Genomic DNA, 25050 nt, shown 5'->3' with positions numbered 1-25050 from the left:
ACCCTTTGAGCGCTGCCGAACCGACCGTCCTTTCGCCGGAAGCAGAGACGAACCGGCAGCGGCGTGCCCGCACCGCGTGGCTGGCCGACCTTGCGCGGGGGGCACGGGGCCGCCAGCGCCTGGCGGCCGTATGCATCAGCCTGTCCGGCGCGCTGCTGATCGGCCAGGCCGCCGCCATCGCCTGGCTTGTGCAGCAGGTTCTGGTGGAGCAGGCGCCGCTGTCCTCGGGCCTGCCGGTGCTGGCCGCACTGGCGCTGATCCTCCTGCTGCGCACGGCATTGGGCAGCGCGACCCAGGCTGCCGCCGGCGATGTTGCCGACACTGCCCGCCTGGCCCTGCGCGAGCGCGTGTTCGCCCGCCTGCTCGGCCACGGGCCGCTGTGGCTGCGGCAGCGCCGCACCGGCGAGCTGGGCGAGCTGCTGCTGCATCACGGTGATGCGATCGAGAATTATTACAGCGGTTTCCTGCCGGTGCGCACTGAAGTGGTGGTGGTGCCCGTGCTGATCCTGGCCGCGGTGGCCTGGGTGGATTGGGTGGTGGCGCTGATCCTGCTGTTCACGGCGCCGCTGGTGCCGTTCTTCATGATGCTGGTGGGGTGGGGCGCCGAAGCGGCAGGTCGCGCGCAGCTGGGCGAGCTGGCGCGCATGAGCGGCCATTTCGCCGACCGTATCAAGGGCCTGGGCCTGCTGCGCGTGTACGGACGGGGCGAGGCTGAGCTGGCGGGCATAGAAGCCGCTGCCGAGGGCGTGCGGCTGCGCACGATGAAAGTGCTGCGGATCGCGTTCCTGTCGTCCACGGTGCTGGAGTTCTTCGCTTCCGTCAGCGTGGCGATGGTCGCGCTGTACCTGGGCCTGAGCTATCTGGGCATGATGTCGCTGCATGCGGCCGTGCCGACGTTGGGCGCAGGCCTGTTCTGCCTGCTGCTGGCACCGGAATTCTACGCGCCGCTGCGACGACTGGCCGCGCATTATCACGATCGTGCCAACGCGCTGGCCGCGGCAGCCGAAGTGGAGCGCCTGCTGCAGTCGTTGCCGGATGAGCAGGGACTGATCGAGAACGAGGTCGTGCCGCTGGCAGTGGAGCCGGCCGAGGCCGCACTGCCGCCGCTGCAGGCGCAGGGCCTGGTGCTGCGCCCGCTGGGCGCGTCGCAGGATGTGCTGCAGGGCGTGGATGTGCTGCTGGAGCCAGGCCAGCGGCTGGCACTGGTGGGTGCCAGCGGCAGCGGCAAGAGCACGCTGCTGGAGGCACTGGCCGGCTGGCTGCCGCCGCGCGAGGGCAGGCTGATGCTGCGCCCCGGCGTGCAGGTGGCCTATGCCAGCCAGCGCCCCTATCTGTTCCACGGCAGCATCGCCGACAACCTGCGGCTGGCCGATCCTGGCGCCAGTGATGCACGATTGCGCGCGGTGGCCGAGGCAGCGCAGGTGCTCACGTTCGCGCAGGGGCTGCCGCAGGGGCTGGATACGATCATCGGTGAACGCGGCTTCGGCCTGTCCGGAGGCGAGGCACGACGCATCGGCCTGGCCCGCCTGCTGCTGCGCGACCCGCAGGTGCTGTTGCTGGATGAGCCGACCGCCTTCCTCGATGCAGATACCGAGGCCGCGCTGCTGCGCAGTCTTGCCGCCTACGCGCGCGGTCGCAGCGTGGTGGTTGCCACCCACAGCCCGGCCGTGATCGCCTGGGCTGATCGCTGCCTGCTGCTGCCGGAAGGACGTCTGGTCGAGCCGGCGCAGGCGGTGCACGCATGAGCCGCTCGCCCGATACGCTGCGTGCGGTGTTCCTGCAGCAGCGGCCGCGCCTGCTGCTGACCATGCTGCTGCTGTGGACCACGATGCTGGCAGGTACCGCCCTGCTTGGCCTGTCCGGTGGCTTCCTCACCGCAGCGGCGCTGGCCGGTGCCGCCGGTCTCGGCCAGGGCTTCAACTTCTTTTCGCCTTCGGCCGGCATCCGTGGCCTGACCATGGCACGCATCGTTTCCCGTTATTTCGAGAAGCTGGTTGGCCACGACGCCACGTTGCGCATCGCCCGCGACCTGAGGGTGTGGTTCTTCCGGCGTGCCCTGCCGCTGGCGCCCGCGCGGCTGGGTGCCACCCGCACCGGCGAGCTGCTCGCGCGCCTGCTCGGTGATATCGGTGAAGTGGACGGCCTGCTGGTCCGCGCGCTGGGCCCGCTGGTCGCGCTGGGTGCCCTGTCGACGGTGGCCGTGCTGTCGGCGGCGATGATCCTGCCGTCCGCAGCGGTGCTGCTGGCGGTGCTGGCCGCGCTGATTGCCTTCGGTGTGCCGTGGCTGGGCGTGCGTGGCCGCGATGGCGAGGAAGCGGATCGCGCCGCGCATCGAGCCGCACTGCGCACTGCCGCGTTTGAAGGACTGGAAGGCGCGGGCGATCTGGCGGCGCTGCATGCCGATGCGGCGTGGCAGCTGAAGGTGCGGGTGGCCGCCAAGCAGTTGGCCGCGCGTGATCGCCGTCGCCGCTGGCGCCTGATCGCCGCGTCGACACTGCACGGCAGCGTGGCCGGACTTGGCCTGGTGGCCATGCTGGCGCTGGCCCTGCATGCGGCCGAGCAGCAGCGCATCGCCGCTGAAATGGCAGCCGGACTGGTGTTCCTGACGGTGGCGCTGATCGAGCTGTGGGCGGGGATGGGCCTGGCATGGCAGTCGTTGCAGTCCGGTCGCATCTCGGCCGATCGCCTGCAGTCCATCGTCGAGCAGCCGCCGGCCGTGGACGAACCGCTGGCACCGCAGCCGGTTCCGGTGCACGCACGCGTGCACTGGGATGACGTCCACTTCCAGTGGCCGGGGGCGGTACGCCCGGTGCTGCGCGGGCTGCAGCTGACGTTGGCGCCCGGCGAGCGCATCGCGATCCGTGGCGACAGTGGCTGCGGCAAGACCACGTTGTCCAGCCTGCTGCTGCGCCTGTGGGATCCGCAGCAGGGCCGGCTGACCTATGGCGGGCGGGACCTGCGTGATTTCGCCCAGGCCGATTGGCATCGGCAGCTGGCCTGGCTGCCGCAGAACGCCCCGGTGTTCGCCGGCAGCGTGGCGGAGAACCTGCGCCTGGGGGATCCTGATGCCGACGATGCTGCACTGTGGGCGGTGTTGCACAGGGTGCGGCTGGGCGAGTGGGCCGAGCGCAATGGTGGCCTGCTGGCCTGGGTTGGCGAGAACGGTGCGACGATGTCCGCGGGTCAGGCGCGACGCCTGGCGCTGGCCCGCGCGCTGTTGCGCAACGCGCCGATCCTGTTGCTGGACGAACCGACCGAAGGCCTGGACGTGGACACGGCCCATGTGCTGCTGCAGGATCTGGCCGGCCTGCTGGACGGTCGCAGCCTGTTGATGATCACCCATGACGACCTGCCCGATGGCGTGGTCGACGCGCAGTACCGGTTGCGCGATGGCGTGCTGATCCGCGAGGCGTGAGCGGCGCGCCTCATCAGGAAAATTCGCGCAGCATCACGGCGATCGAGGCCACATTGGCCAGCACGCACAACCCGAACACCCACTGGAACGCGGCTTTGCGATGCTTGTGGCGGAACGTCGCTTGGCCCAGCAATGCGCCGGGCCAGCCGCCGGCGAAGGCCAGCAGCTGGAGTGTCCGTTCCGGAATGCGCCGGTGGTTGCGTTGCGCGGCGCGCTTGTCATGGCCATACAGGCCAAACGACACGGCACTGGCCAGCAGGCACCAGCCGCCCAGCCACAGGGGCAGAACGCCGCTGATCGTCAGTGCGATCAGCGCGCCGAAGGCGGCCAGCGCGAGATGACGCCGCCATCCCACTAGAGCGTGTCGAGGAAGCTGCGAACAGCCGGGCCGAACCGATCGAAATCGACCAGGAAGGCATCATGGCCCTGCGGCGAGTCCAGTCCGATGAAGCGTGCATCGGCGCCGCCGGCGCGCAGGCCGTCGGCCACCTGCTGCTGCTGCTGCACCGGGAACAGGATGTCGGTGTTGGCACCGATGGCCAGCGCCTTGTCCACACGGATCCTGGCCAGTCCAGCCATGACATCGCCATCGGCATACTCGGCCAGGTCGAACCAGTCCATCGAGCGGCTCAGGTACAGATAGCAGTTCGGATCGAAGAAGCGCACGAAGCGGCGCGCGTGGCCTTCGAGATAACTTTCGACCTGGAACTCCAGGCCGAACGGATCGTCGTCGGCCTGGTCCGAATCCAGGCGCACGCGACCGAAGCGGCCGTCCCATTCCAGCGCCGAGCGGTAGGTGATCACCCCCAGCTTGCGCGCCATGCGCATGCCGGATTCAGGGTACTGGGTGTCGTCGTAGCGGCCACTGTTCCAGCGTGGATCGAGACGGATCGCTTCCCGCTGCAGCGATCGGATGGCGATGGAGAACGGCAGCGCCTGCGCACTGCCGGAAATGTTGATGTGGCTGCGCGCGATTCCCGGATGCAGCATCAGCACCGCCAGCGCGGTCATGCCGCCCATCGAGTTGCCGATCACGCAGGCCAGCCGTTCGATACCCAGCGCACGCACCACCTCGACGGCGGCGCGTGCGCCGTCTTCGATCGACAGCTCGGGGAAGTCGAGCCGGTACGGTTCGCCGGTCGCCGGATTGATCGATGCCGGTCCTGTCGAGCCCTTGCAGCTGCCCAGCGAGTTCACGCAGACCACGAACCAGCGGTCGGTATTGATCGGCTTGCCCGGCCCGAGCATCGCCTCCCACCAGCCCGGTGCGGGATTGCCTGCGTTGCCTGCGGCATGTGCGTCCGGCGACAGGCCGGTGACGATCAGGATCGCGTTGCCCCCATCGGCAGCCAGCGTGCCCCAGGTCTCGTAGGCCACGCGCGCACCGTGCAGGGCGCCGCCGCGCTTGAACGGGAAGGGCGAAGGCAGGGCATGGAAGCGGGTGCCGGGCGGAATGAATTCGGTCATGCGGGCATTCTAGCGGGGCCACATGTGGAGCTGGCGACACGCTGGTTTCCATCAGCGGGCGAATGTCGCACGCCAACCCTGTGTCGGGCATGGCCCGGCGCTACCGATGGCAAGCGCACAGGTAGCGCCGGGCCGTGCCCGGCGAGCGCAGCGGTGCGGTGTTACGGAAACCGCAGTTCCACCACATCCTCATGCGGCAGGGTCACCTTTACCGGCAGGCTCTGCAGGTCACCGTCGCCGCGATTGGCACTGCCACTGCGCGAGATCCGCGCCAGCACTTCCACCTCGCGATGCGCTGACAGGGGGGCGGTGGGCATTGGACTGTCGCCGTCGCCAAGTCCGACCGTGCCGGGAAAACCAGCCAGAGGCAGCTTGCGCACCGCGACCGGCATCGGCGGGCCGCCGACCGCACGTGCCAGCACGAAGATCTGCGCGCCCGCGGGCCATTGCGCATGCTGCACGGAGGTGGGCAGCTGCACACGCACCTGCAGCAGTGCAGGCGAGGTCGCCGGGGCCGGATCATGCGCCTGTGCGGCCGCTTCGCGGGCAATGGCGATCTGTGCCTGCAGCGCCTGCGCGGCACCCGGTTCCAGGTGCGGCAGCAGGCCGCTCCAGACATCGGCGGCTTCGTTGTTGCGGCCGCGCTGGCGCAGGGCGATGCCGAGCAGCCAGCTGGCCCGTTCGGCTTCGGGCGCCAGCGTGCGCGCCCGCTGCAGCCACGATACAGCGGTGTCGTCGAACTGCTTTCCGGCATCGGCCTGGGCGCGCGCCTGCGCCGCTTCCACCAGCACGCCCGGGTCGTCCGGTGCCAGTGCCACCGCGCGTGCGAAGGCTTCGGCAGCCGCGGCGGCGTTGCCCAGTTCGCTCTGCGAGCGGCCGAGCAGGGCCCAGCCATCGGCACGTTGTGGATCGCGCTGCAGCGCGCCCTGCAGGGCCTGCACGCCCTCGCGCAGGGTCGCCACCGATGGCGCCGGCTGCACCCGTGCCGCCTGCGGGTTCCCCACCAGCTGGTACAGGCAGGCGCCGGCGATGCCCACGGCAGCCACGGCGACGACGAAGCCGGTGCGGCCTTGCCGCCGCAGCGGCCACAACACCAGCAGCGCAGTGAGCGCAGCGCTGGCGGCAGCCGCGAAAAGCAGCCAATCGTTCACCAGTCCTCTCCCACGTCGGCCGATGTCGGCGGTGCGGCGGCCACGGTGCGGGCACGACGGCGGACGATGCCCACCACCACCAGCGCGCCGGCGCCCAGTACCAGCAGCGGACCACCCCACAGCAACCAGGTGCCCGGCTGCAGTGGGGGCTGGTAAAGCACGAAGTCGCCATAGCGGGCGACGAGGAAGCGCTTGATCTGCGTATCGTCATGGCCCTGCTGCATCAGCTGCAGTACCTCCCGGCGCAGGTCCTGGGCGATCTGGGCGTTGGAATCGGCCAGCGACTGGTTCTGGCACTGCACGCAGCGCAGCTGCGCGGCGAGGTCGTGGAAACGACGCTCCTCCGCTGCATCACGGAACTGCAGCGGCTTTGGGTCATGCAGTGGTTGCTGCGCCAGGCCGGGCAACGACCCGGCCAGCAGCAGTACCAGCAGCCCGCGCAGGCCGCTACGGAGCAACGCGCTGCGAACCGGCCGCATCGTTCTGAGCCTTCTCGATCTTCTCCAGCGCCGGGATCAGCTTCTCGTCGACCACCTTCTGCGTCATCGCTCCGCTGTACTTCCAGCGCACGATGCCGCTGCCGTCGACGAGGAAGGTCTCCGGCGCGGCCGTTACGCCCCAGTCGATCGCGGTACGGCCTTCGATGTCGCTGAGCACGACCATGAACGGATTGCCCAGCTGTTCCAGCCAGTGCAGGGCATCGGTGGGGTCGTCTTTCCAGTTGTAGCCGATCACGCGCACGCGCTTGCTCTCGGCGAAACGGGTCAGTACCGGGTGTTCCTCGCGGCAGGCCGCGCACCAGCTGCCCCAGACGTTCAGCAGATAGGGCGCACCGCGCAGTTCTTCGCTGCGCACGATCATCTGCGGATCGTGCAGCACCGGCAGCGCGAAGGCGGGGGCGGGCTTGTCGATGAGGGCCGAAGGCAGCACGTCGCGCTGCGGGTCGCCCGACTTCATCACGCCGTAGATCATCAACCCGAGCAGGCCGAAGAAGAACAGCACGCCGATAACGATGGCGACCGGCGGCAGCGGGCGGGAGGGGCGCGGGGCGGGGGACTCGGACATGGAAACTCCTACGGACGACGGAAGCGGCGGTCAGCGGCGGTGATGAATCCACCCAGGGCCATCAGCAGCGCGCCCAGCCAGATCCAGCGCACGAACGGTTTGATGTGGACGCGGACCGCCCATGCATTGTTGCCCAGCGGCTCACCCAATGCCACGTAGACATCACCGCCGATGCGCGCATCGATGCCGGCCTCGGTCATCACCTGGCCACCGCTGGCGTACTGCCGCTTCTCCGGATGCAGCAGGGCCAGTTCGCGGTCGTCGCGGAACACCCGCAGATGACCGCGGTCGGCAATGAAGTTGGGGCCCTCGCGGTGATCCACGCCTTCGAAGCGCACTTCGTGACCGCCGACCACGATCTGCTGGCCCGGTGCCAGCGCCACTTCGCGCTGCACGTTCAGCGCTTCCACCAGCAACGCGCCCGCCAGAAACACGGCGACGCCGGCATGGGCAACGATCATGCCGAGCATTTCGGCAGTAAAGCGGCCATTGCCACGCAACCGCTGCCAGACGAAGCGGGCGGTGCCCAGCGCGACCCAGGCCGCCGCGGCGACGCCGATGCCGGCTTTCCATCCGTTCTGCGGCGCCTGCCACCAGGCCAGCGCACCGAGCAGTACCGCCAGACCGAACCAGGGGGCGAGCAGGGCCATCGCGCGCGAAGGCTGGTCGCGCTGCCATTTCACCAGCGGGCCGAAGGGCAGCAGCAGCACCAACGGCGCCATCAACAGCAGGAACAGGCTGCCGAAGTAGGGTGGGCCGACCGAAATCTTGCCCAGCGCCAGCGCATCGGCCAGCAGCGGGTACAGCGTGCCGAGCAGGACCATCGCGCAGGCGGTGGCCAGCAGCAGGTTGTTGGCCAGCAGCAGCGTTTCGCGCGAGGTTGCGGTGAAGCCGCGGCGGGCATCATCGGCGTCGATGCTCAGCTGGCCCGCGCGCAGCGCGTACAGCAGCAGGCTTCCACCCACCAGCAGTGACAGGAACACGAGGATGAACAGGCCCCGCGAAGGATCGGCGGCGAACGAGTGCACGCTGGTCAGCACGCCGGAGCGCACCAGGAACGTGCCCAGCAGCGACAGCGCGAATGCGGCGATCGCCAGCAGCAGGGTCCAGCTGCCGAAGGTGCCGCGCTTCTCGGTGACCGCCTGCGAGTGGATCAGTGCGGCGCCGACCAGCCATGGCATGAAGCTGGCGTTCTCGACCGGATCCCAGAACCACCAGCCGCCCCAGCCCAGTTCGTAGTAGGCCCACCAGCTGCCCAGGGCGATGCCCAGGGTCAGGAACGCCCAGGCGACATTGGTCCATGGCCGCGTCCAGCGCAGCCAGCGTGCGTCCACGCGTCCCTCCAGCAGCGCGGCCACGGCGAAGGCGAACGGCACCGCGAAACCCACGTAGCCCAGGTACAGCATCGGCGGGTGGATGATCAGTCCCGGATCCTGCAGCAGCGGATTGAGGTCACGGCCCTCCAGCGGGGCCGGGTTCAAGCGCAGGAACGGGTTGGAGGTGAAGATCAGGAAGGCGAGGAAGCCCACGCTGACGATGCCCATCACCGCCAGCACGCGCGCCTGCACGTGCCGGGGCAGGTGCCGTGAGAACAGCGCGACCGCTCCAGTCCACAGCGCCAGCACCAGCGCCCACATCAGCAGCGAGCCTTCGTGCGCGCCCCACACCGCCGAGTAGCGGTAGATGAGTGGCAGCAGTGAGTTGGAGTTCTCGGCCACGTAGCGCACCGAGAAGTCCTGCTGCACGAAGGTGGCGGTCAGCACCGCGAATGCACCGGCCACCAGCAGCAGCTGCGCGTAAGCGGCCGGCCGTGCCACCGCCATCCACGCCGCGTTGCCGCGATGGGCGCCGGCCAGCGGCAGGCCGGCCAGAAGCAGCGACGCCAGCAGTGCGCACAGCAGCAGGATCTGACCCAGTTCGGGCAGCACTCAGCGGACCTCGGGTGCCGTCACCGGCACGTCGTGCTTGAGATGGGCCTGGCCCATCTTGTCGGCCACTTCCTTCGGCACGTACTGCTCGTCATGCTTGGCCAGCACTTCGTCGGCGACGAACACGGCGTTCTGCAGCGCGCCCTCCTGCAGGCGGCCGCTGGCGACCACGGCCGTGCCTTCGGCGAACATGTCCGGCAGGATGCGCGAGGTCGTCACCGCCAGCTGGGCATCGCCATCGGTGACCAGGAAGTGGGCTTCCAGCGAGCCGGGCGGGCGGTTGAAGGAACCCTTCACCACCATGCCGCCGAGGCGGAACCGAGATTGCGGCTCGACGTCGCCACGCAGCACTTCGGAGGGCGTGTACAGGTAGGCAATGTTGCGCTCCAGTGCCATCGCCACCAGCGCGGTGGCCAGGCCGGAAGCGAGCAGGGCCAGCAGGACCCAGGCCAGGCGGCGGCGTTGGACCGGTGTCATCGTTCCAGCTCCGTGGACAGCGACGGTGGGACATCCTGGGCGCTGGCACGTGCCTGCTGCCGCTGCTGCCGGGCCTGTGCCATGCGCCGGGCGGCGCGCAGGCGCAGCCAGGAACCGAGCGCGTCGGCGCAGAGCACCAGCACGAACACCGCGTACGCACCGATCACGTAGGGCAGGTGGCTCATTGCGGGTTCTCCGCAGCAGCCTGCGCGGCGTCGATGCGGCCACCGACCCAGGCCTTGCCGGCCTCGCGGTCGAGATTGTCGGCGCGCGCCTTGGCCAGCACCGAACCGGCGAACCAGAACTTGGTACCGATCACCATCCACCACAGCGGGGCGATCATCGCACTGTCGATGGCCGATTCACCGAACACGTTGATCGACTGGCGCTGGTGCAACCCACCCCACCAGTCCACGGAATAGCGGATCACCGGCAGCAGGCTGACGCCGACGATGGCCAGCAGGCCGGCCGCACGGGCGGCACTGCGGCGGTCCTCGATGGCGTGGTACAGGCCGATCACGCCCAGATACAGGAACAGCAGCACCAGTTCGCTGGTCATTCGCGGGTCCCAGTCCCACCAGGTCCCCCACGTGCCCTTGCCCCAGATGCTGCCGGTGAGCAGGGTGATCAGCGTGAAGCCCGCGCCCATCGGCGCGCACGCCATGGCCAGGATCTCGCAGACCTTGATCCGCCAGATCAGGGCAATGGCGGCGTACAGCGCCATCAGCGCGAATACGAACAGGCTCATCCAGGCGCTGGGCACATGGATGTAGAGGATGCGGAAACTGTCCAGCTGCCGGGCTTCCGGCGGCACCACCAGCAATGCCTGCCAGATTCCGACAAGCAGGACCGGCACGGCCGCGAGGTAGAACACCCGCGACCAGCGGGCGGCGAAACGATCGAACGTGGGCGGAGAACCGAGTTGGTGGAACCAGCGGACAATCGGATTCATGCGTGACGGCTATCCAGCAGGGGTGGATTGGCTCTCAGCTCGATCAACTCAGAGAAATACGAATCGCAGCGGCAGTCGCCAGCGGTGCCAGCACCAGTGCCACCAGCAGGCCGGCACCCAGCATCAGCAGCGCGCCGACCGGATCCTGTCCACGGCTGGCTGCAGCCAGGCTGCCTGCACCGAAGACCAGCACCGGTACGTACAACGGCAACGACAGCAACGCCACGAGAATACCAGAGCGCCGGATGCCCACGGTCAGTGCAGCGACCACACCACCGATCAGGCTCAGCAACGGTGTTCCCAGCAGCAACGATGCCAGCAACATCGGCAGCTGGTCATGCGGCAGATGCAGCATTTCCGCCAGCAGCGGGCTCAGTACGATCAGTGGCAGGGCCGTGGTGGCCCAGTGCAGCAGCACCCGCACCAGCACCAGCCACGCCAGTGGCACCGGTGCCAGCAGCCATTGCTCCAGCGAGCCATCCTCCGCGTCGGAGCGGAACAGCGAATCCAGCGCAAGCTGCCCGGCCAGCAGCACCGCCAGCCACAGCACCGCACCAGCGGTCGCCGCCAGCGGCTGTGGATCGCGTCCCTGTGCCAGTGCGAACAGCACCACCACCAGCAGGGCGAACAGCAGCGGCTGCAACGCATCGCCGCGGCGGCGCCAGAGCAGGCGCAGGTCACGCCTGACCAGGGCGCGCGCGGTCTGCCACAGGCCCGGTTCGGTACCCGGGGCGATCATGCGGCACCGCCGAGGTCGAGCTGGCGGGTACGCACCGGTGGTGCGGCGTAGGCCCCATGGGTGGTGACCAGGGCGGCGCCACCTGCACGCAGGTGTGCCGAAATCATCCGGTTGACCAGGGTGATGCCCTCCAGGTCGAGGTTGGCGTAGGGCTCGTCGAGCAGCCACAGCGGGGCGGGCGAGAGCCAGATGCGGGCCAGCGCCAGCCGCCGCTTCTGTCCGGCCGACAGGTGCCTCACCAGGGTGTCCTCATACCCGGCCAGGCCGACGATGGCCAGTGCATTGCCCGGCATCTGCCGCGCCCGGCGCCCGTGCAGGCCGCACAGGAAGTGCAGGTTCTCCAGTGTGTCCAGGTCCGGCTTCAGCGCGGGAAGATGGCTGAGATAGGCGACGTAGCGCGCCCGTTCGGCGTTGCTGGCGGGCCTGCCGTCGATCCGCACCTGGCCGGCGCCGGGTCGCGCAAGGCCGGCGAGCACGCGCAGCAGGGTGGTCTTGCCGGCACCGTTGCCGCCCTGCACGAGCAGCGCCTCGCCAGCATCCACGTGGAAGTCCAGCGGGCCGAACACGGGCGCGTCATTGCGCGAGAAGCTCAGGCCGCTGGCGGCCAGCAATGCAGGGGTGTCCAAGGGGCAGGGATCTTCATGCCGGAGTGCGGCGGCAATTGTAGCGATGAAATCCGCCCGGTAGCGCCGGGCCACGCCCGGCGAGCGTCAAGCGCGGTATCCCGCTGAAAGGGCATGTGCAAACAGCCGCCCGGCATGACCCGTCACGACCGGCCCGCGCCGCAGGCCGGGTCCGGATTTCGTACACTTCCAGCCCTTGTTCCCATTAGCCCAGGCCGATGCAACCCACCACCAAGCTGCCCAAGGTCGGTACCACCATCTTCACCGTCATGTCCCAGCTCGCTGCCGAGCACGGTGCAGTCAATCTGGGCCAGGGGTTTCCGGATTTTTCCGCGCCGCAGCGCCTGATCGACGAAACCGCCAAGGCGATGGCGGCCGGCCTGAACCAGTATCCGCCGATGACCGGTGTGGCGCCGCTGCGCCAGGCCATCGCGCAGAAGTCACTGGACCTGTATGGCGCCCAGGTCGACCCGGACACCGAAATCACCGTCACCAGCGGCGCGACCGAGGCCATCTTCAACGCCATCCACGCCGTGGTGCGTGCCGGCGAGGAGGTGATCGTGCTGGACCCCGCATATGACTGCTACGAGCCGGCCATCGAGCTGGCCGGCGCAACCGCCGTGCACGTGCCGCTGGACCCGCAGACGTTCGCCGTGGACTGGGACCGCGTGCGTGCGGCCATCACGCCGCGCACCCGCATGCTGATGGTCAACACCCCGCACAACCCCTCCGGTGCGATGCTGGACGAGGCCGACATGCAGGCGCTGGCCGACGTGCTGCGTGGCACGCAGATCTACCTGATTTCCGATGAGGTGTACGAGCACATCATCTACGATGGCCGCCGCCACGAATCGGTGCTGCGCTACCCGGAACTGCGCGAGCGGACCTTCGTCATCTCCAGCTTCGGCAAGACCTACCACTGCACCGGCTGGAAGATCGGTTATGCGGTGGCGCCGCCGCTGCTGACCGCGGAATTCCGCAAGGTGCACCAGTACAACACCTTCACCAGCTTCGGCCCGGCCCAGTATGGCTTTGCCGCGATGATCCGCGACGAACCGGAGCACCACCTGGAACTGGGCGCGTTCTACCAGGCCAAGCGTGACCGCTTCCGCGAGCAGCTGGCCGGTACGCGGCTGAAGCCGCTGCCGGTGCCGGGCGGCTACTTCCAGCTGGTCGATTACTCGGCCATCAGCGATCTGCCCGACCATGAGTTCGTGAAGTGGCTGACCGTAGAGAAGGGCGTCACCGCCATCCCGCTGTCGCCGTTCTACGAAACCGCACCGGCCGGCCAGCGCCTGGTACGGCTGTGCTTCGCCAAGAACGAGGCGACCCTGGACGCGGCGATCGAACGCCTGCGCCTGCTGTGAGCGGAGTGACGACCATGCAGGATCTGCGCATTTCCCTCGTCCAGGGCGACACCCGCTGGCACGACCCGGCCGGCAACCGCACCTACTATGGCGCGCTGCTGGCGCCGCTCGCCGGCACCACAGATCTGGTGATCCTGCCGGAGACCTTCACCAGTGGCTTCTCCAACGAGGCCATCGCCCAGGCTGAAGGCATGGATGGCCCGACCGTGGCGTGGGTGCGTGAACAGGCCAGGGCCTTGAACGCGGCAGTGGTCGGCAGTGTGCAGCTGCGTGACGGCGCGGGCGTGTACAACCGGCTGCTGTTCGCGACCCCCGACGGTGGACTGCAGTACTACGACAAGCGCCACCTGTTCCGCTATGGCGGCGAGCACGAGCGCTATGCCGCCGGCCGCGACCGCCTCTGCGTGGAATGGAAGGGCTGGCGCATCAATCCGCAGGTCTGCTACGACCTGCGGTTCCCGGTGTTCTGCCGCAACCGCTACAACGTGGAACGGCCCGAACAGCTGGATTTCGATCTGCAGATCTTCGTTGCCAACTGGCCCTCGGCGCGTGCCTACGCGTGGAAGACGCTGCTGCGCGCACGTGCGATCGAGAACCTGTGCTTCGTCGCTGCGGTCAACCGTGTCGGCGTGGACGGCAACCAGCTGCACTATGCCGGCGACAGCGCCGTGCTGGATTTCCTCGGCCAGCCGCAGGTGGAGATCCGCGAGCGCGAGCAGGTGGTGACCACCACCATTTCGGCCGACGCGCTGGCACTGCACCGTGCGCGCTTCCCGGCGATGCTCGATGCCGATGCTTTCCATCTGGACGTGCAGGCCTGAACGAAGGGCTGAACGCTGCCCGCATCACCGTGCGCGCCTGCATTCACCCTGCACGCGCGCGCTGCTAGATTCGCCGGCAGTCCGAACGCTGTGGAAGTCCTGCCGATGAACAAGTCCCTTGCCCTGTTGCTGGCGCTGGCCGCCACCTCCCTGGCTCCGGCCGCGCATGCCGGTGGCAACCTCGACTGCCACCTGCGCTACAACCTGTCCGGCTGGTCGCTGATCTACAAGACGGCCTCGGGCACCGGCACCGTCAGCTGCAGCAACGGTGCCAGTCTGCCGGTGCGCATCCAGATGAAGGGCGGTGGCCTGACCGTTGGCAAATCGAAGATCACCGACGGGCGCGGCAGCTTCACCGGCGCCGTCAGCGTGGATGAACTGCTCGGTACCTACGCGTCGGTGGGGGCTCATGCCGGTGCGGTGAAATCCAGCAATGCGCAGGTGATGACCAAGGGCGACATCTCGCTGGCGCTGTCCGGTACCGGCAAGGGCTGGGACCTGGGTGTGGACGGCACGGCCTTCACCATCAGCCGGCGTTGACCGGTTCCCGTCGCGGCGGCACCCGATAACGAAAAACCCCGGCCAATGCCGGGGTTTTTCATGTCAGGCGTGCTGCCGATCAGCCGCCGCGCGGGCCGCCGCGACGGGGGCCACCCGGGCCACGATTGCCGCCGGGGCCGCCCGCACCGCGGTTGCCCCCCGGACCGCCGGGGCCGCGATTGCCACCGGGGCCACCCGGGCCACGGTTGCCGCCGCCGGGACCGCGGCCGCCCGGACGGGCACCCTGCGCCGGCTTCGGGCTGCCATACGGATTGAAGCCCGGGTTGGCGTGGTCGGACGGGAAGCTCGGGGCGTTGCCCGGATGCCCGTATGGATGCTTGTTGCCCTGCGCGCCCTGGCTGCGGTTGCCCGCGCCGGGACGGCCCTGGCCACCGGCGCCACCGCGACCCTGGCCGCCTGCGGCGGCCGGACCCTTCGGCTTGCCATAAGGACGGCCCTGGCCGCCGCCCGGACCACGTGCGCCCGGACCGGCGTTGCGGTGGCCGCTCGGGCCGGTGCTGACGCCATCGGGCACGTACCAGGTGCGGAACGCAGCCGGATTGCCTTCCGGCAGCGAACGGTCATTCTTCGGCTTGCGCTGCTTGAACGGCTTCTGCGACTGCTTGGCCGCGGCCTCGCCGCTGACCGTGAGGCCGCCCTTGAAGCCGCCCCCCTTGCCGTTGCGTCCACGGCCACGGTCTTCGCGCAGGGTGTCGAAACGGCGCAGTTCGCGCCCTTCGTCGGCCGTGCTGTGGCCATTGACGTAGGCGTTGCCACGGCCACCTTCACGCACGCGCACGGTGGTCTTGGCGGCGCGGCGCTGGCCGATCACCGGCTGCAGGGTGAGGGCCGACGGAGCGCCTTCTTCCAGCTTCAGTTCAGCACGCAGCGCTTCGACCTGGGCGCTCGGCAGCTCGACCGACTGGCCACGGGCCAGCTCGCGCGGCAGGCTGACCCGGCCGTAGCGGGTGCGCTTGAGGCGACTGACCTGGCAGCCCTGCGATTCCCACAGGCGGCGCACTTCGCGGTTGCGGCCTTCCTTGACCACGACGCGGAACCAGTCGTGCGAATCGGTACCGCCGATGCGTTCGATCTCGTCGAACTTGGCCGGGCCGTCTTCCAGCGCGACGCCACGGGCAAGGCGGTCGACGATGGCATCGGCCACCTTTTCCTGGCCTTCCGGTGCACGCACGCGGACCACGTACTCGCGCTCGACCTCGAAGGACGGGTGCATCATCGCGTTGGCCAGTTCACCGTCGGTGGTCGCCAGCAGCAGGCCGGTGGTGTTGATGTCGAGGCGACCGATCGCGATCCAGCGCGCGCCCTTCAGCGGCGGCAGCGATTCGAACACGGTCGGACGGCCTTCGGGGTCTTCGCGGGTGGTCACTTCGCCTTCCGGCTTGTTGTAGACCAGCACGCGCGAGGGTTCGGACAGCGCCGTGGCGACGAAGCCGCGGCCGTCCAGTTCGATCTTGTCGCCGCTCTTGACCGACATGCCGGTCTGCGCAACTTCACCGTTGACCTTGACCAGGCCTTCGGCGATGCGCTGTTCCAGCGCGCGGCGCGAGCCAAGGCCAGCCTGGGCCAGGACCTTGTGCAGGCGTTCTTCCAACTTGAACTGTTCGGAGGTGGCTTCGCGCTTGAGCGAGAGCTTGTTCAACGACAGCTTGCGAGGGGTGTCACTCATCAGTTTTGCTCCGGCCGACGGTTTCGAGGTCGGCCTCTGGTTCGGAATCGGCTTGGTCAACAGCCACGGTCGTCGTCGCGACGGCGTTGTCTTCGCGTTCGTTCACTGGCACCGCGCGCTCGCCCGGCGCGGAATCGGGGTGCCCATCATCGAGGGGCGAAGGTGCTTGCTCATCGGTGGCCGCCGCAGGGACTGCGTCGGCGGAATGCGGGGTGTTGCCACCGGCCAGGCCGGCATCATCATTGGCGGCCCCGTCCGGCTCGGCCGAAACGTCGGGGCCGTCGGCGCTGGCGGCAGCCGGTGCATCGCGGTCCAGGGCCAGCTGTGGTTCCAGCTCGCCCAGGTCCTTCAACTCCGACAGCGGCGGCAGCTCATCCAGGCGCTTGAGGCCGAAGTAATCCAGGAAGCCCTTGGTGGTGCCGAACAGTGCCGGCTTGCCGGGCACGTCGCGGTGGCCGACGACGCGGATCCATTCGCGTTCTTCCAGTGCCTGGATGATGTTGCTGCTGACAGCGACGCCGCGCACCTGCTCGATCTCGCCGCGGGTGATCGGTTGCCGGTAGGCGATCAGCGCCAGCGTTTCCAGGGTGGCACGGGTGTAGCGGGTCTTGCGTTCGGTCCACAGCCGGCTGATCCAGCCATGCACCTCGCCGGTGACCTGGTAGCGGAAGCCGGAGGCGACCTCGACCAGTTCCACGCCGCGGCCTTCGCAGCCTTCGCGCAGGTGCTCCAGCGCACGTTCGATGCTGCCTGGCGGTGCTGGTTCCTCCTCCGGGAACAGGTCCTTCAGCTGGGCCAGGGTCAGCGGCTGGCTGGAGGCCAGCAGGGCACCTTCGACAATGCGGTTGATCAGCGGTTGATCCATCGGCAGGCAGCGCTCACTCGTTCTCGTTGGCGGCGTCGTTGTCGTCGAACTCGCTGCTGAACTGCAGCGGGGCATTGGTGTTGCCGGCCGCCAGCGACTTCACGTAGATCGCCGCCAGCGGTTCCTCCTGGACGATGTCCAGCAGTTGCTCCTTGGCCAGTTCCAGCACGGCCAGGAAGGTGACCAGCACGCCCAGCTTGCCTTCTTCAGCAGTGAACAGGCTTTCAAAACGGTAGAACCTGCCGTCTTCCATGCGGCCGAGCACTTCGCCCATCCGCTGCCTCACGCTCAGCGCCTCGCGCTTGATCGCGTGGCCGCTGAACAGCTCGGCGCGCTTGAGCACATCGTGCAGTGCCAGCAGCATCTCCTTCAGGTCCACCGGCGGCGGCAGTTTCACCGTGGCGCGTTCGGGCATGAAGGCATGGGCCACCGTGGTGTCCCGGTCCTGGCGGGGCAGGGCATCGATGTCCTCCGCCGCCTGCTTGAAACGTTCGTACTCCTGCAGCCGGCGCACCAGTTCGGCGCGCGGATCGGCTTCATCGCCTTCGTCGCTGACCGGGCGCGGCAGCAGCATGCGCGACTTCACCTCGGCCAGGATCGCTGCCATCACCAGATACTCGGCCGCCAGTTCGAAGCGCAGCTCGCGCATCACGGTGATGTACTCCACGTACTGCCGGGTGATCTCGGCCACGGGGATGTCCAGCACGTCCAGGTTCTGCCGGCGGATCAGGTACAGCAGCAGGTCCAGCGGACCTTCGAAGGCATCCAGGATGACTTCCAGTGCGTCCGGCGGGATGTACAGGTCCTGCGGGATCTGCAGGACCGGTTGCCCATGCACGACGGCCAGCGGCATTTCCTGCTGCTGGGGGGCGGGCGGCCGGGTTGGCGGGTTCGCGTCGAGCGCGAGTTCGGAAGTCATCTAATGGACATCAGGATTGCAACGGACCAGTCGCGGCACCCGGTGCCGCGCGTGCACCGCGGGCCCCAAGGCACCAGGCGCGCCTGTCTCGGCGCGATTCCACACATATCAAACAGCAGGACGCGCCGCAGGAGACGGCAGCGACGGGACTACGGGGAGGTCGTCTACGTGGCCTGCCCGGAAGCGGCAGGTCGGTCGTCGGGGGCTGCGTTGGCCGCAAAAACCGACGGGTTGCTGCATCCAGCCACGTGCAATGGACTCTAGGGTAAGCCTTTGCCGCGCCAGTGTCCAGCTGCGGCCAGGGCGAGGGGGCTTTGGCTAGAATCGGCGGACCCGACAACGCGAGCGAGGAAATGCCGGTGTGGTATGTGATTGAAGGCTATGACGGCCAGGACGTGCTGACGCAACGGCTGCAGGCCCGGCCGGAACACCTGGCGCGGCTGCACGCGCTGCGTGATGAAGGGAGACTGCTGCTGGCCGGCCCTTGTCCGGCGATCGACAGCGAAGATCCAGGCCCGGCGGGGTTCAGTGGTTCGGTGGTGATCGCCCGCTTCGGGTCGCTGCCGGAGGCGCAGGCCTGGGCCAATGCGGACCCCTATGTGGCCGCAGGTGTCTACGTAAGGGTGCAGGTGCGGCCCTTCCGCCAGGTGCTGCCGTGAACGCGGACCGGATCGAGCGGATCCGTGATGCGCTGCAGCAGGCGCTGGCCCCGAGCGTGCTCGAGATCGAGGACGACAGTCATCGTCATGCCGGCCACGCTGGCGCGCGCGATGGCCGTGGCCATTTCAACGTGCATGTGGTCAGCGAGCGCTTTACCGGCCTCGGCCCGCTGGCCCGCCACCGCGCGGTATACGCGGCGTTGGGCGCGATGATGGAGACCGACATCCACGCGCTGTCCATCCGCGCGCTGGCACCGTCAGAACAGGGCTGAGCCCTTGTCCCGCACTGTCATTGCCGGTCCGTGCGTGGACCGTCAGGGACAGATTTCCATGTCCATTTCAGGACATTCGTCTAACGGACAGTTTACAAGCCCAGATGGAAACGCTTACATTCCGCGCCAATGCTGGTAGGTCCAAGCCGTGGAGGGCGGCTTCGTGAACAAGGCAGCCATTACAATCAAGGATGTCGCACGTGAAGCCCGGGTCTCCGTGGCCACGGTTTCCCGCGCGCTCAACGGGCATGAAAATGTCGCCGAACCGGTCCGCCAGCTTGTGCTGGAGGTGGCCGCACGGCTGCGTTACACCCCGCACGCCGCCGCCCGCAGCCTGAGCAGCCGCCGCACCAACACGGTCGGCGTGGTGCTGCCGGACCTGTACGGCGAGTTCTTCTCCGAGCTGATGCGCGGCATCGACGGCGTTGCCCGCAGTCGCCGCCAGCATCTGCTGGTGTCCAGCTACCACGGCGACCAGGAGCAGCAGGGTGCTGCCCTGCGCGCCATGCGCGGGCGTGTCGATGGCCTGCTGGTGCTCTCGCCCTATGCGGAGAGCCCCGGCTTCCTGACCGACAACTTGCCGCAGTCGCTGCCCACCGTACTGATCAACACCTACCTGCCTGGGCAGGATCATCCGGTGTTGAGCATCGACGACCACGCGGGCGCAATGGCGATGACCCGTCATCTGCTCGATGCCGGTCACCGGCGCATCGCGTTCATTTCTGGCCCGGACCTCAACTTCGACGCGCGCGAGCGCCTGCGCGGCTTCCGTGACGCGCTGGCGGCTGCCGGCGGCAGCGCCGAAGGCATCGAGCTGCCCGGTGATTTCGACGAAGCTTCCGGCCATCGCGCCGGTCAGGAGTTGTTGGCAGCCGGCACGCTGCCCGATGCCGTGTTCGCCGCCAACGACATGATGGCACTTGGCTGCCTGTACGCCTTCGCGCAGGCAGGCGTCCATGTTCCGTCCGATGTCGCCCTGGCGGGTTTTGATGACATTCCGCTGGCACGTTTCGTTCACCCGTCGCTGACCACGATGCAGGTCAGCATCGCCGAGCTCGGCGATCGGGCGATGACGCGCCTGATGCAGTTGATGGACGGCACCTCCACGGAAGGGGCCGGGGACAAGCAGACCCTGGTACCCCGTCTCGTTGTTCGCGATTCCACCACTCCGCCATCCGGCCGTTGAAGCCGGAGGCGTTCCTTCTTTTTTGATTGATCGCAGGGGACCGCACACGCGGTCGCCGCCACCCGGAGATTGAGTTGATGATGCATTCCACTATCCGCACGCCGGCGCGCCGGCTGCTGAGCACCGCACTGGTCAGCTGCCTGATGCTGGCCGCCGCCCCGAACGCCCTGGCGCAGTCGGCCAACGCCAGCCTGCGCGGCCAGGTTGCCGGCGCACAGGCCGGTTCGGAAGTCACCGCCACCAACGTTGCGACCGGCACCGTGCGCCGCGGCACCGTCCGCGCCGACGGCAGCTACTCGCTGATGGGCCTGGACCCGGGCACCTACGACGTGGTGGCCAACGGCCAGACCCAGAAGGTCACCGTGACCGTGGCCTCCACCGCCACCCTGAACTTCGCTGGCGCTGCCAGCAGTACCCCGGGTTCAACCGCGGCCACCAACCTGGACACCGTCAACGTCGTCGCGCCGACCCTGCTGCAGGAAGTGCGCACGTCCGAAGTCGGCAAGACCGTCAGCCTGCAGCAGATCCAGACCACTCCGCAGGTGTCGCGCAACTTCCTGGAGTTCGCCGACGCGGTGCCGGGCCTGATCTTCACCCGTGATGCGAAGGGCAACACCTCGCTGCGCGGCGGCGCCACCAATGCCGATGGCACCAACGTGTACATCGATGGCGTGGGCCAGAAGAGCTACGTCAAGGGCGGCGGTGTGGCCGGCCAGTCCGGCAGCGCCGGCAACCCCTTCCCGCAGCTGGCCATTGGCGAATACAAGGTCATCAGCGGCAACTACAAGGCCGAGTACGGCCAGGTCTCGAGCGCTGCGGTGACCGCCGCGACCAAGTCCGGCACCAACGAATTCAAGGGTGAGGCGTTCTATCGCTACACCGACGAGGACATGCGCGCCAAGACCCCGGCCGAACGCCAGGGCGGCAAGGACAAGCAGGTGTCGGCCGAGAAGGAATACGGCTTCGCGCTGGGCGGCCCGATCATCCAGGACAAGGCCCACTTCTTCGTGACCTACGAAGCCAAGCGCTTCGACCTGCCGGTCACCATCGCACCGGACGGTGCGGTCACCGGTGCCGCCGGTCTGCTGCCGCCCGCCGGCGCCGCCGGTCTCGGCCCGGCCAGCCAGCCGTTCCAGCAGGACCTGATCTTCGGCAAGATCGACTTCGAGCCGACCGACAACGATCGCATCGAGCTGACCTTCCAGGACCGCGACGAAACGCAGTCGCAGTTCAGTGGCCAGACCTCGCCGGAAGCCGGCCGTGAAGTGGTCAATACCGACCGTCGTTACGCGCTGCGCTGGAACCACAGCGGCGAGCGCTACTACAACGAATTGATGGTCACCCACGAAGATTCGTTCAACAACCCGACCCCGCTGACCCTGGCCAACGGCATCACCTACACCGCGCCGGACGGTCCTGAAGACCGCACGATCGTGAAGATCGGTGGCGCCTCGGCACTGGACTCGCAGGTGAAGGGCCAGAAGGGCTGGTCGATCGAAGACAACCTGACCCTGGATGGCATTCAGTGGGCGGGCGACCACACCATCAAGATGGGCGTGAAGTACAAGCAGATCGACCTGTACGCTTCCGATGCGGCGCAGATCAACCCGACCTTCACCTACACCCTGGGTGATCCGGACTTCCCGGATTCCATTCCGTACAAGGCGCAGTTCGTCAAGCCGGTGACCGGCGTGTCGGGCGTGTCCGGCGAAGTACGCTCCAAGTCCAAGCAGTACGGCGTGTTCATCCAGGACGACTGGCAGGTCAATGACCACCTGCAGCTGAACATCGGCCTGCGCTGGGACTACGAGAAGACCCCGTCCTACCTGGACTTCGTGACCCCGCAGCAGGTGGTCGATGCCATCTATTCGCAGGATCCGCGCGCACCCGCCGGCCAGACCTACGCCGATTCGCTGGCGCTGGGCGGCCTGGACATCAGCGACTACATCAGCAACGGTCACAACCGCAAGGCATTCAAGGATGCCTGGCAGCCGCGCCTGGGCTTCTCGTATGACATCAACGCCGACGAGCAGCATGTGATCCACGGTGGTGCCGGCCGTTCCTACGACCGCGACCTGTTCGACAACCTGCAGCTGGAGACCACCAAGCTGGCCCTGCCGCAGCCGACCATCTACTTCCGCAACCCGGCCACCGGGACCTGCATCAACGGTCAGGCCGCCTGCTACGACTGGAATCCGAACCTGCTCAACGGCATCGGCAACCTGCAGGCGCTGGTGGGATCGACCAGCAACGCCGGCCTGGAGGTCGACCTGCTGAACAACAAGCTGAAGGCACCGTACTCGGATCAGTTCAGCCTGGGCATGAGCAACCAGATCGGTGACTGGCTGACCGATGCCACCATCGCCCGCACCCTGAGCTACGACGGTTTCGCCTTCACCCTGGGCAACCGTTACCCGACCGGCCAGTTCTTCGATGATCCGCGCCTGTGCGGCGGTACCGAGCCGGGCCTGAGCCAGGCCTGGAGCTGCAACGTGCCGGGCTTCGGCAGCCTGATCATCGGCCAGCAGGGCATCAAGACCCGTGCCACGCAGGTGCTGCTGTCGGCGCAGAAGCCGTTCACCAAGGAAAGCGGCTGGGGCACCTCGATCGCCTACACCTGGACCACCGCCCGCCACAACCGCGACATCAACGAGAAGTACGCCTTCGACCGTGGCCTGATCGGCGATTACCCGACCATCCGTTCCAACGGCGCTCCCCGTCACCGCCTGGTGGTGACCGGTTCGTACGCGGGCTTCTGGGGCATCACCTTCGGCGGCAAGATCACCCTGGCAACGCCGACGGCCGTCAACGACTGGTACCCCGTGCCGCAGGCCAGCGGCTACACCCTGCCGACCCCGCAGGCGGCCGTGCCCAACGCCAACGGCAAGTTCCTGGTGGGTGGCAAGATCTTCGGCTACCGCTCGGTCGACCTGCAGGCGACGAAGACGTTCAAGATGCCGGGTGATACCGAGCTGTACGCTCGTCTGGACATCATCAACGTGTTCGATTTCGACAACTTCTCCACCTACAACTACGTCAAGACCAACGGCAAGCTGCAGGCCAGCTACAACGAGACCGGTGACATCATCGGTACGCCCCGCCAGATCAAGGCGGAAGTGGGCTTCCGCTTCTAAGCGGGTACGCCTGCTGCAGGAGTCGATGCCGCCGGTTCGCCGGCGGCATCGGCAACTGCGATGATCGCGCTGTCAGGCCACGTTCCCGTGGCTTTTTTAAATGTGTGGTTTGTAAACGATTTCAGATCATTGGACGTTATGCTTTCCCATCGATCAGTCCACCGGAGGAACCGCGCCATGCAGGCACGCCACCTGTTGTCCGCCGCAGCGATGACCCTGGCCATCGCCGCCTGCAAGCCGGCCCAGCAGGAGCCCGCCAAACCCCGGCCGCCGGTGATCCTGATCGAGGCCGACGCACCGCCGCGGCCGATGAAGCCGGAACTGCCGCCGCTGTTCGATGACATTGAACGCCGCACCTTCCAGTTCTTCTGGGACACCACCAATGAAGTGAATGGCCTGACACCGGACCGCTATCCGTCGCGGCCGTTCGCCAGCATCGCCTCGGTCGGCTTCGCGCTCACCGCCTATCCGATCGGCATCGAGAATGGCTGGGTCAGCCGCAACCAGGCGATCGACCGCACGCTGACGACGCTGAAATTCTTCCGTGACGTGCCGATGGGCCCGCAGCGCACCGGCAAAGCCGGCTACAAGGGTTTCTACTATCACTTCCTGGACATGCAGGAAGGCCGCCGCTACGACAGCTGGGTCGAACTGTCGTCGGTGGATACCGCGCTGCTGATGATGGGCGTGCTGTTCGCGCAGTCCTATTACGACGGCGATGATCCGCGCGAGAAGGAGATCCGGCAGATTGCCGATACCCTGTACAGGAAGATCGACTGGCCGTGGCTGCAGCAGCGCGCGCCGCTGATCTCGATGGGCTGGTTCCCCGAAAGCGGCTTCATCGACCACGACTGGATGGGCTACAACGAGGCGATGATGGTGTACATCCTTGCCCTCGGCTCGCCCACGCATCCGGTCAGCCCCGACGCATGGACGGTGTGGACCCGGACCTACGACAACGACTGGGGCGTCTACCAGGGCCAGGAATACCTGTCCTTCGGGCCACTGTTCGGCCACCAGTACAGCCATGTCTGGATCGATTTCCGCGATATCCAGGATGCCTACATGCGCGAGCGCGGCAGCACCTACTTCCTCAACAGCCGCTCGGCCGCGTTGGCCCAGCGCGAGTACGCCATCGCCAACCCGATGCAGTGGAAGGAGTACGGTGAGAACGTGTGGGGACTGACCGCCAGCGATGGTCCGCAGAACACCACCCAGGAATATCGCGGCGAGCAGCGCCAGTTCCGCCACTACTCCTCGCGCGGCGCCGGCCTGCGCGAGAACTTCGACGACGGCACCATCGCGCCGACCGCGGCGGTGGCCTCGATCGTGTTCGCCCCGGAGCAGGTCATTCCGGCCACGCTGGAGATGCACAAGCGCTTCGGCGATTACATCTATTCCAGCTACGGCTTCCTGGATTCGTTCAATCCCAGCTTCAGCTACGACATTCCGATCAAGACCGGGCGCCTGGTGCCGGATCGTGGCTGGGTCGCCAGCGACTACATCGCCATCGACCAGGGCCCGATCCTGACCATGATCGCCAATTACCGCAACGACTTCGTGTGGGAAGTCATGAAGAAGAACCCCTACATCCGCAAGGGGCTGGAGCGCGCCGGATTCAGCGGCGGCTGGCTGGCCCCCGAGGGCTCGTTCCAGCCGCTGGAACTGCAGAAGGACGAGAAGGCTGCATCGGCGCGCGCGGTCGGCATCGCCGAGTCACGCGCGGCCGCCGCACAGGAACAGAAGAACAATGCCAACCGCACCACAGGCCAGGGAAAGTAAC

The 25050-nt window shown here is 67.7% G+C and carries 24 protein-coding genes; 10 read left to right on the top strand and 14 right to left on the bottom strand.

The features are described 5' to 3' along the window. Positions 1–5 precede the first annotated feature (5 nt). Positions 6–1745 (top strand): thiol reductant ABC exporter subunit CydD, encoded by a 1740-nt coding sequence (gene cydD / locus ACVOMM_RS06240; protein WP_065181938.1) that lies wholly within the window; start codon positions 6–8, stop codon positions 1743–1745. Beyond that, positions 1742–3415 carry a thiol reductant ABC exporter subunit CydC gene (cydC, locus tag ACVOMM_RS06235; protein ID WP_481525996.1) on the top strand — a complete coding sequence of 558 codons (1674 nt, stop codon included), beginning with the start codon at positions 1742–1744 and terminating at the stop codon, positions 3413–3415. Before cydD ends, cydC begins: the two co-directional genes overlap by 4 nt. 13 nt (positions 3416–3428) lie before the next feature. On the opposite strand, the gene ACVOMM_RS06230 is transcribed toward cydC, so the two are convergent. The 11 genes from ACVOMM_RS06230 to ccmA all read right to left on the bottom strand — a co-directional run bounded on the left by ACVOMM_RS06230 (position 3429) and on the right by ccmA (position 11892). Next, positions 3429–3770 carry a DUF1294 domain-containing protein gene (locus tag ACVOMM_RS06230; protein ID WP_053520347.1) on the bottom strand — a complete coding sequence of 114 codons (342 nt, stop codon included), beginning with the start codon at positions 3768–3770 and terminating at the stop codon, positions 3429–3431. Further along, positions 3770–4882, bottom strand: coding sequence for a homoserine O-acetyltransferase MetX (metX, locus tag ACVOMM_RS06225; protein ID WP_065175493.1), 1113 nt, complete (start codon positions 4880–4882; stop codon positions 3770–3772). Before metX ends, ACVOMM_RS06230 begins: the two co-directional genes overlap by 1 nt. Before the next feature lie 161 nt (positions 4883–5043). Next, positions 5044–6036 (bottom strand): tetratricopeptide repeat protein, encoded by a 993-nt coding sequence (locus ACVOMM_RS06220; protein ID WP_481526019.1) that lies wholly within the window; start codon positions 6034–6036, stop codon positions 5044–5046. Beyond that, a complete protein-coding gene (locus ACVOMM_RS06215; protein WP_053516933.1) occupies positions 6030–6476 on the bottom strand; it encodes a cytochrome c-type biogenesis protein in 447 nt (148 codons plus the stop codon). The genes ACVOMM_RS06220 and ACVOMM_RS06215 overlap by 7 nt, the downstream gene beginning before the upstream one ends. 4 nt (positions 6477–6480) lie before the next feature. After that, positions 6481–7098 (bottom strand): DsbE family thiol:disulfide interchange protein, encoded by a 618-nt coding sequence (locus ACVOMM_RS06210; RefSeq protein WP_053516864.1) that lies wholly within the window; start codon positions 7096–7098, stop codon positions 6481–6483. Between the two features lie 8 nt (positions 7099–7106). Further along, positions 7107–9026, bottom strand: coding sequence for a heme lyase CcmF/NrfE family subunit (locus ACVOMM_RS06205; RefSeq protein WP_065181943.1), 1920 nt, complete (start codon positions 9024–9026; stop codon positions 7107–7109). Continuing rightward, positions 9027–9503: a cytochrome c maturation protein CcmE gene (ccmE, locus tag ACVOMM_RS06200; protein WP_111186423.1), complete on the bottom strand. Its 477-nt coding sequence runs from the start codon at positions 9501–9503 to the stop codon at positions 9027–9029. It lies immediately after the preceding gene. Then, positions 9500–9688 (bottom strand): heme exporter protein CcmD, encoded by a 189-nt coding sequence (ccmD, locus tag ACVOMM_RS06195; protein ID WP_053516869.1) that lies wholly within the window; start codon positions 9686–9688, stop codon positions 9500–9502. The genes ccmE and ccmD overlap by 4 nt, the downstream gene beginning before the upstream one ends. After that, a complete protein-coding gene (gene ccmC / locus ACVOMM_RS06190) occupies positions 9685–10455 on the bottom strand; it encodes a heme ABC transporter permease CcmC (RefSeq protein ID WP_065181944.1) in 771 nt (256 codons plus the stop codon). The genes ccmD and ccmC overlap by 4 nt, the downstream gene beginning before the upstream one ends. 43 nt (positions 10456–10498) lie before the next feature. Beyond that, on the bottom strand, positions 10499–11194 hold the full coding sequence (gene ccmB / locus ACVOMM_RS06185) for a heme exporter protein CcmB (RefSeq protein WP_053516872.1): 696 nt from the start codon (positions 11192–11194) through the stop codon (positions 10499–10501). Next, positions 11191–11892, bottom strand: a complete 702-nt coding sequence (gene ccmA, locus ACVOMM_RS06180; RefSeq protein WP_428992327.1) for a heme ABC exporter ATP-binding protein CcmA — start codon at positions 11890–11892, stop codon at positions 11191–11193. Before ccmA ends, ccmB begins: the two co-directional genes overlap by 4 nt. Positions 11893–12035: 143 nt before the next feature. Between ccmA and ACVOMM_RS06175 the strand changes: the two genes are divergently transcribed. From ACVOMM_RS06175 to ACVOMM_RS06165, 3 genes are all read left to right on the top strand, one after another. Beyond that, positions 12036–13184, top strand: coding sequence for a pyridoxal phosphate-dependent aminotransferase (locus tag ACVOMM_RS06175; protein WP_478053639.1), 1149 nt, complete (start codon positions 12036–12038; stop codon positions 13182–13184). 14 nt (positions 13185–13198) lie between these two features. Further along, positions 13199–14005, top strand: a complete 807-nt coding sequence (locus tag ACVOMM_RS06170; RefSeq protein WP_111186421.1) for an amidohydrolase — start codon at positions 13199–13201, stop codon at positions 14003–14005. A 105-nt stretch (positions 14006–14110) separates the two neighbouring features. Next, a complete protein-coding gene (locus ACVOMM_RS06165) occupies positions 14111–14545 on the top strand; it encodes a hypothetical protein (protein WP_053516878.1) in 435 nt (144 codons plus the stop codon). Between the two features lie 79 nt (positions 14546–14624). Here the strand turns inward: ACVOMM_RS06165 and ACVOMM_RS06160 are convergent, their stop codons facing one another. The 3 genes from ACVOMM_RS06160 to ACVOMM_RS06150 are packed head-to-tail and all read right to left on the bottom strand — an operon-like array spanning position 14625 to position 18016. Further along, positions 14625–16232: a pseudouridine synthase gene (locus ACVOMM_RS06160; protein WP_481525995.1), complete on the bottom strand. Its 1608-nt coding sequence runs from the start codon at positions 16230–16232 to the stop codon at positions 14625–14627. Continuing rightward, positions 16225–17097, bottom strand: coding sequence for an SMC-Scp complex subunit ScpB (scpB, locus tag ACVOMM_RS06155; protein ID WP_180875560.1), 873 nt, complete (start codon positions 17095–17097; stop codon positions 16225–16227). Before scpB ends, ACVOMM_RS06160 begins: the two co-directional genes overlap by 8 nt. A gap of 13 nt (positions 17098–17110) precedes the next feature. After that, a complete protein-coding gene (locus tag ACVOMM_RS06150; RefSeq protein ID WP_053516881.1) occupies positions 17111–18016 on the bottom strand; it encodes a segregation and condensation protein A in 906 nt (301 codons plus the stop codon). A 359-nt stretch (positions 18017–18375) separates the two neighbouring features. Here ACVOMM_RS06150 and ACVOMM_RS06145 point away from each other — a divergent pair, with 359 nt between their 5' ends. The 5 genes from ACVOMM_RS06145 (at position 18376) to ACVOMM_RS06125 (ending at position 25049) form a co-directional block, all read left to right on the top strand. Continuing rightward, the gene (locus ACVOMM_RS06145) at positions 18376–18675 is read left to right on the top strand and encodes a YciI family protein (protein ID WP_180875561.1); all 300 of its coding nucleotides are present in this window, start codon (positions 18376–18378) and stop codon (positions 18673–18675) included. Then, complete coding sequence (locus ACVOMM_RS06140) at positions 18672–18947, top strand: BolA family protein (RefSeq protein WP_065181947.1); 276 nt, start codon at positions 18672–18674, stop codon at positions 18945–18947. Before ACVOMM_RS06145 ends, ACVOMM_RS06140 begins: the two co-directional genes overlap by 4 nt. A gap of 148 nt (positions 18948–19095) precedes the next feature. Continuing rightward, complete coding sequence (locus ACVOMM_RS06135) at positions 19096–20133, top strand: LacI family DNA-binding transcriptional regulator (protein ID WP_053516884.1); 1038 nt, start codon at positions 19096–19098, stop codon at positions 20131–20133. A 77-nt stretch (positions 20134–20210) separates the two neighbouring features. Next, positions 20211–23267, top strand: coding sequence for a TonB-dependent receptor (locus ACVOMM_RS06130; RefSeq protein WP_053516885.1), 3057 nt, complete (start codon positions 20211–20213; stop codon positions 23265–23267). A 177-nt stretch (positions 23268–23444) separates the two neighbouring features. Then, entirely contained in the window at positions 23445–25049 is a 1605-nt protein-coding gene (locus ACVOMM_RS06125; protein WP_053516886.1) for a glucoamylase family protein, read from the top strand. Position 25050: the final 1 nt, after the last annotated feature.

The organism is Stenotrophomonas sp. STEN009 (genome assembly GCF_056760395.1).
Note: the sequence above shows the minus strand (reverse complement) of the source record. Positions and strands in the feature narration are given on the sequence as shown.

Coding starts and splice junctions, on each gene's coding strand:
- cydC (WP_481525996.1), top strand. CDS start 1,742: ATGAGCCGCTCGCCCGATACGCTGCGTGCGGTGTTCCTGCAGCAGCGG.
- metX (WP_065175493.1), bottom strand. CDS start 4,882: ATGACCGAATTCATTCCGCCCGGCACCCGCTTCCATGCCCTGCCTTCG.
- ACVOMM_RS06210 (WP_053516864.1), bottom strand. CDS start 7,098: ATGTCCGAGTCCCCCGCCCCGCGCCCCTCCCGCCCGCTGCCGCCGGTC.
- ccmE (WP_111186423.1), bottom strand. CDS start 9,503: ATGACACCGGTCCAACGCCGCCGCCTGGCCTGGGTCCTGCTGGCCCTG.
- ccmD (WP_053516869.1), bottom strand. CDS start 9,688: ATGAGCCACCTGCCCTACGTGATCGGTGCGTACGCGGTGTTCGTGCTG.
- ccmC (WP_065181944.1), bottom strand. CDS start 10,455: ATGAATCCGATTGTCCGCTGGTTCCACCAACTCGGTTCTCCGCCCACG.
- ccmB (WP_053516872.1), bottom strand. CDS start 11,194: ATGATCGCCCCGGGTACCGAACCGGGCCTGTGGCAGACCGCGCGCGCC.
- ACVOMM_RS06175 (WP_478053639.1), top strand. CDS start 12,036: ATGCAACCCACCACCAAGCTGCCCAAGGTCGGTACCACCATCTTCACC.
- ACVOMM_RS06170 (WP_111186421.1), top strand. CDS start 13,199: ATGCAGGATCTGCGCATTTCCCTCGTCCAGGGCGACACCCGCTGGCAC.
- ACVOMM_RS06165 (WP_053516878.1), top strand. CDS start 14,111: ATGAACAAGTCCCTTGCCCTGTTGCTGGCGCTGGCCGCCACCTCCCTG.
- ACVOMM_RS06160 (WP_481525995.1), bottom strand. CDS start 16,232: ATGAGTGACACCCCTCGCAAGCTGTCGTTGAACAAGCTCTCGCTCAAG.
- scpB (WP_180875560.1), bottom strand. CDS start 17,097: ATGGATCAACCGCTGATCAACCGCATTGTCGAAGGTGCCCTGCTGGCC.
- ACVOMM_RS06150 (WP_053516881.1), bottom strand. CDS start 18,016: ATGACTTCCGAACTCGCGCTCGACGCGAACCCGCCAACCCGGCCGCCC.
- ACVOMM_RS06130 (WP_053516885.1), top strand. CDS start 20,211: ATGATGCATTCCACTATCCGCACGCCGGCGCGCCGGCTGCTGAGCACC.
- ACVOMM_RS06125 (WP_053516886.1), top strand. CDS start 23,445: ATGCAGGCACGCCACCTGTTGTCCGCCGCAGCGATGACCCTGGCCATC.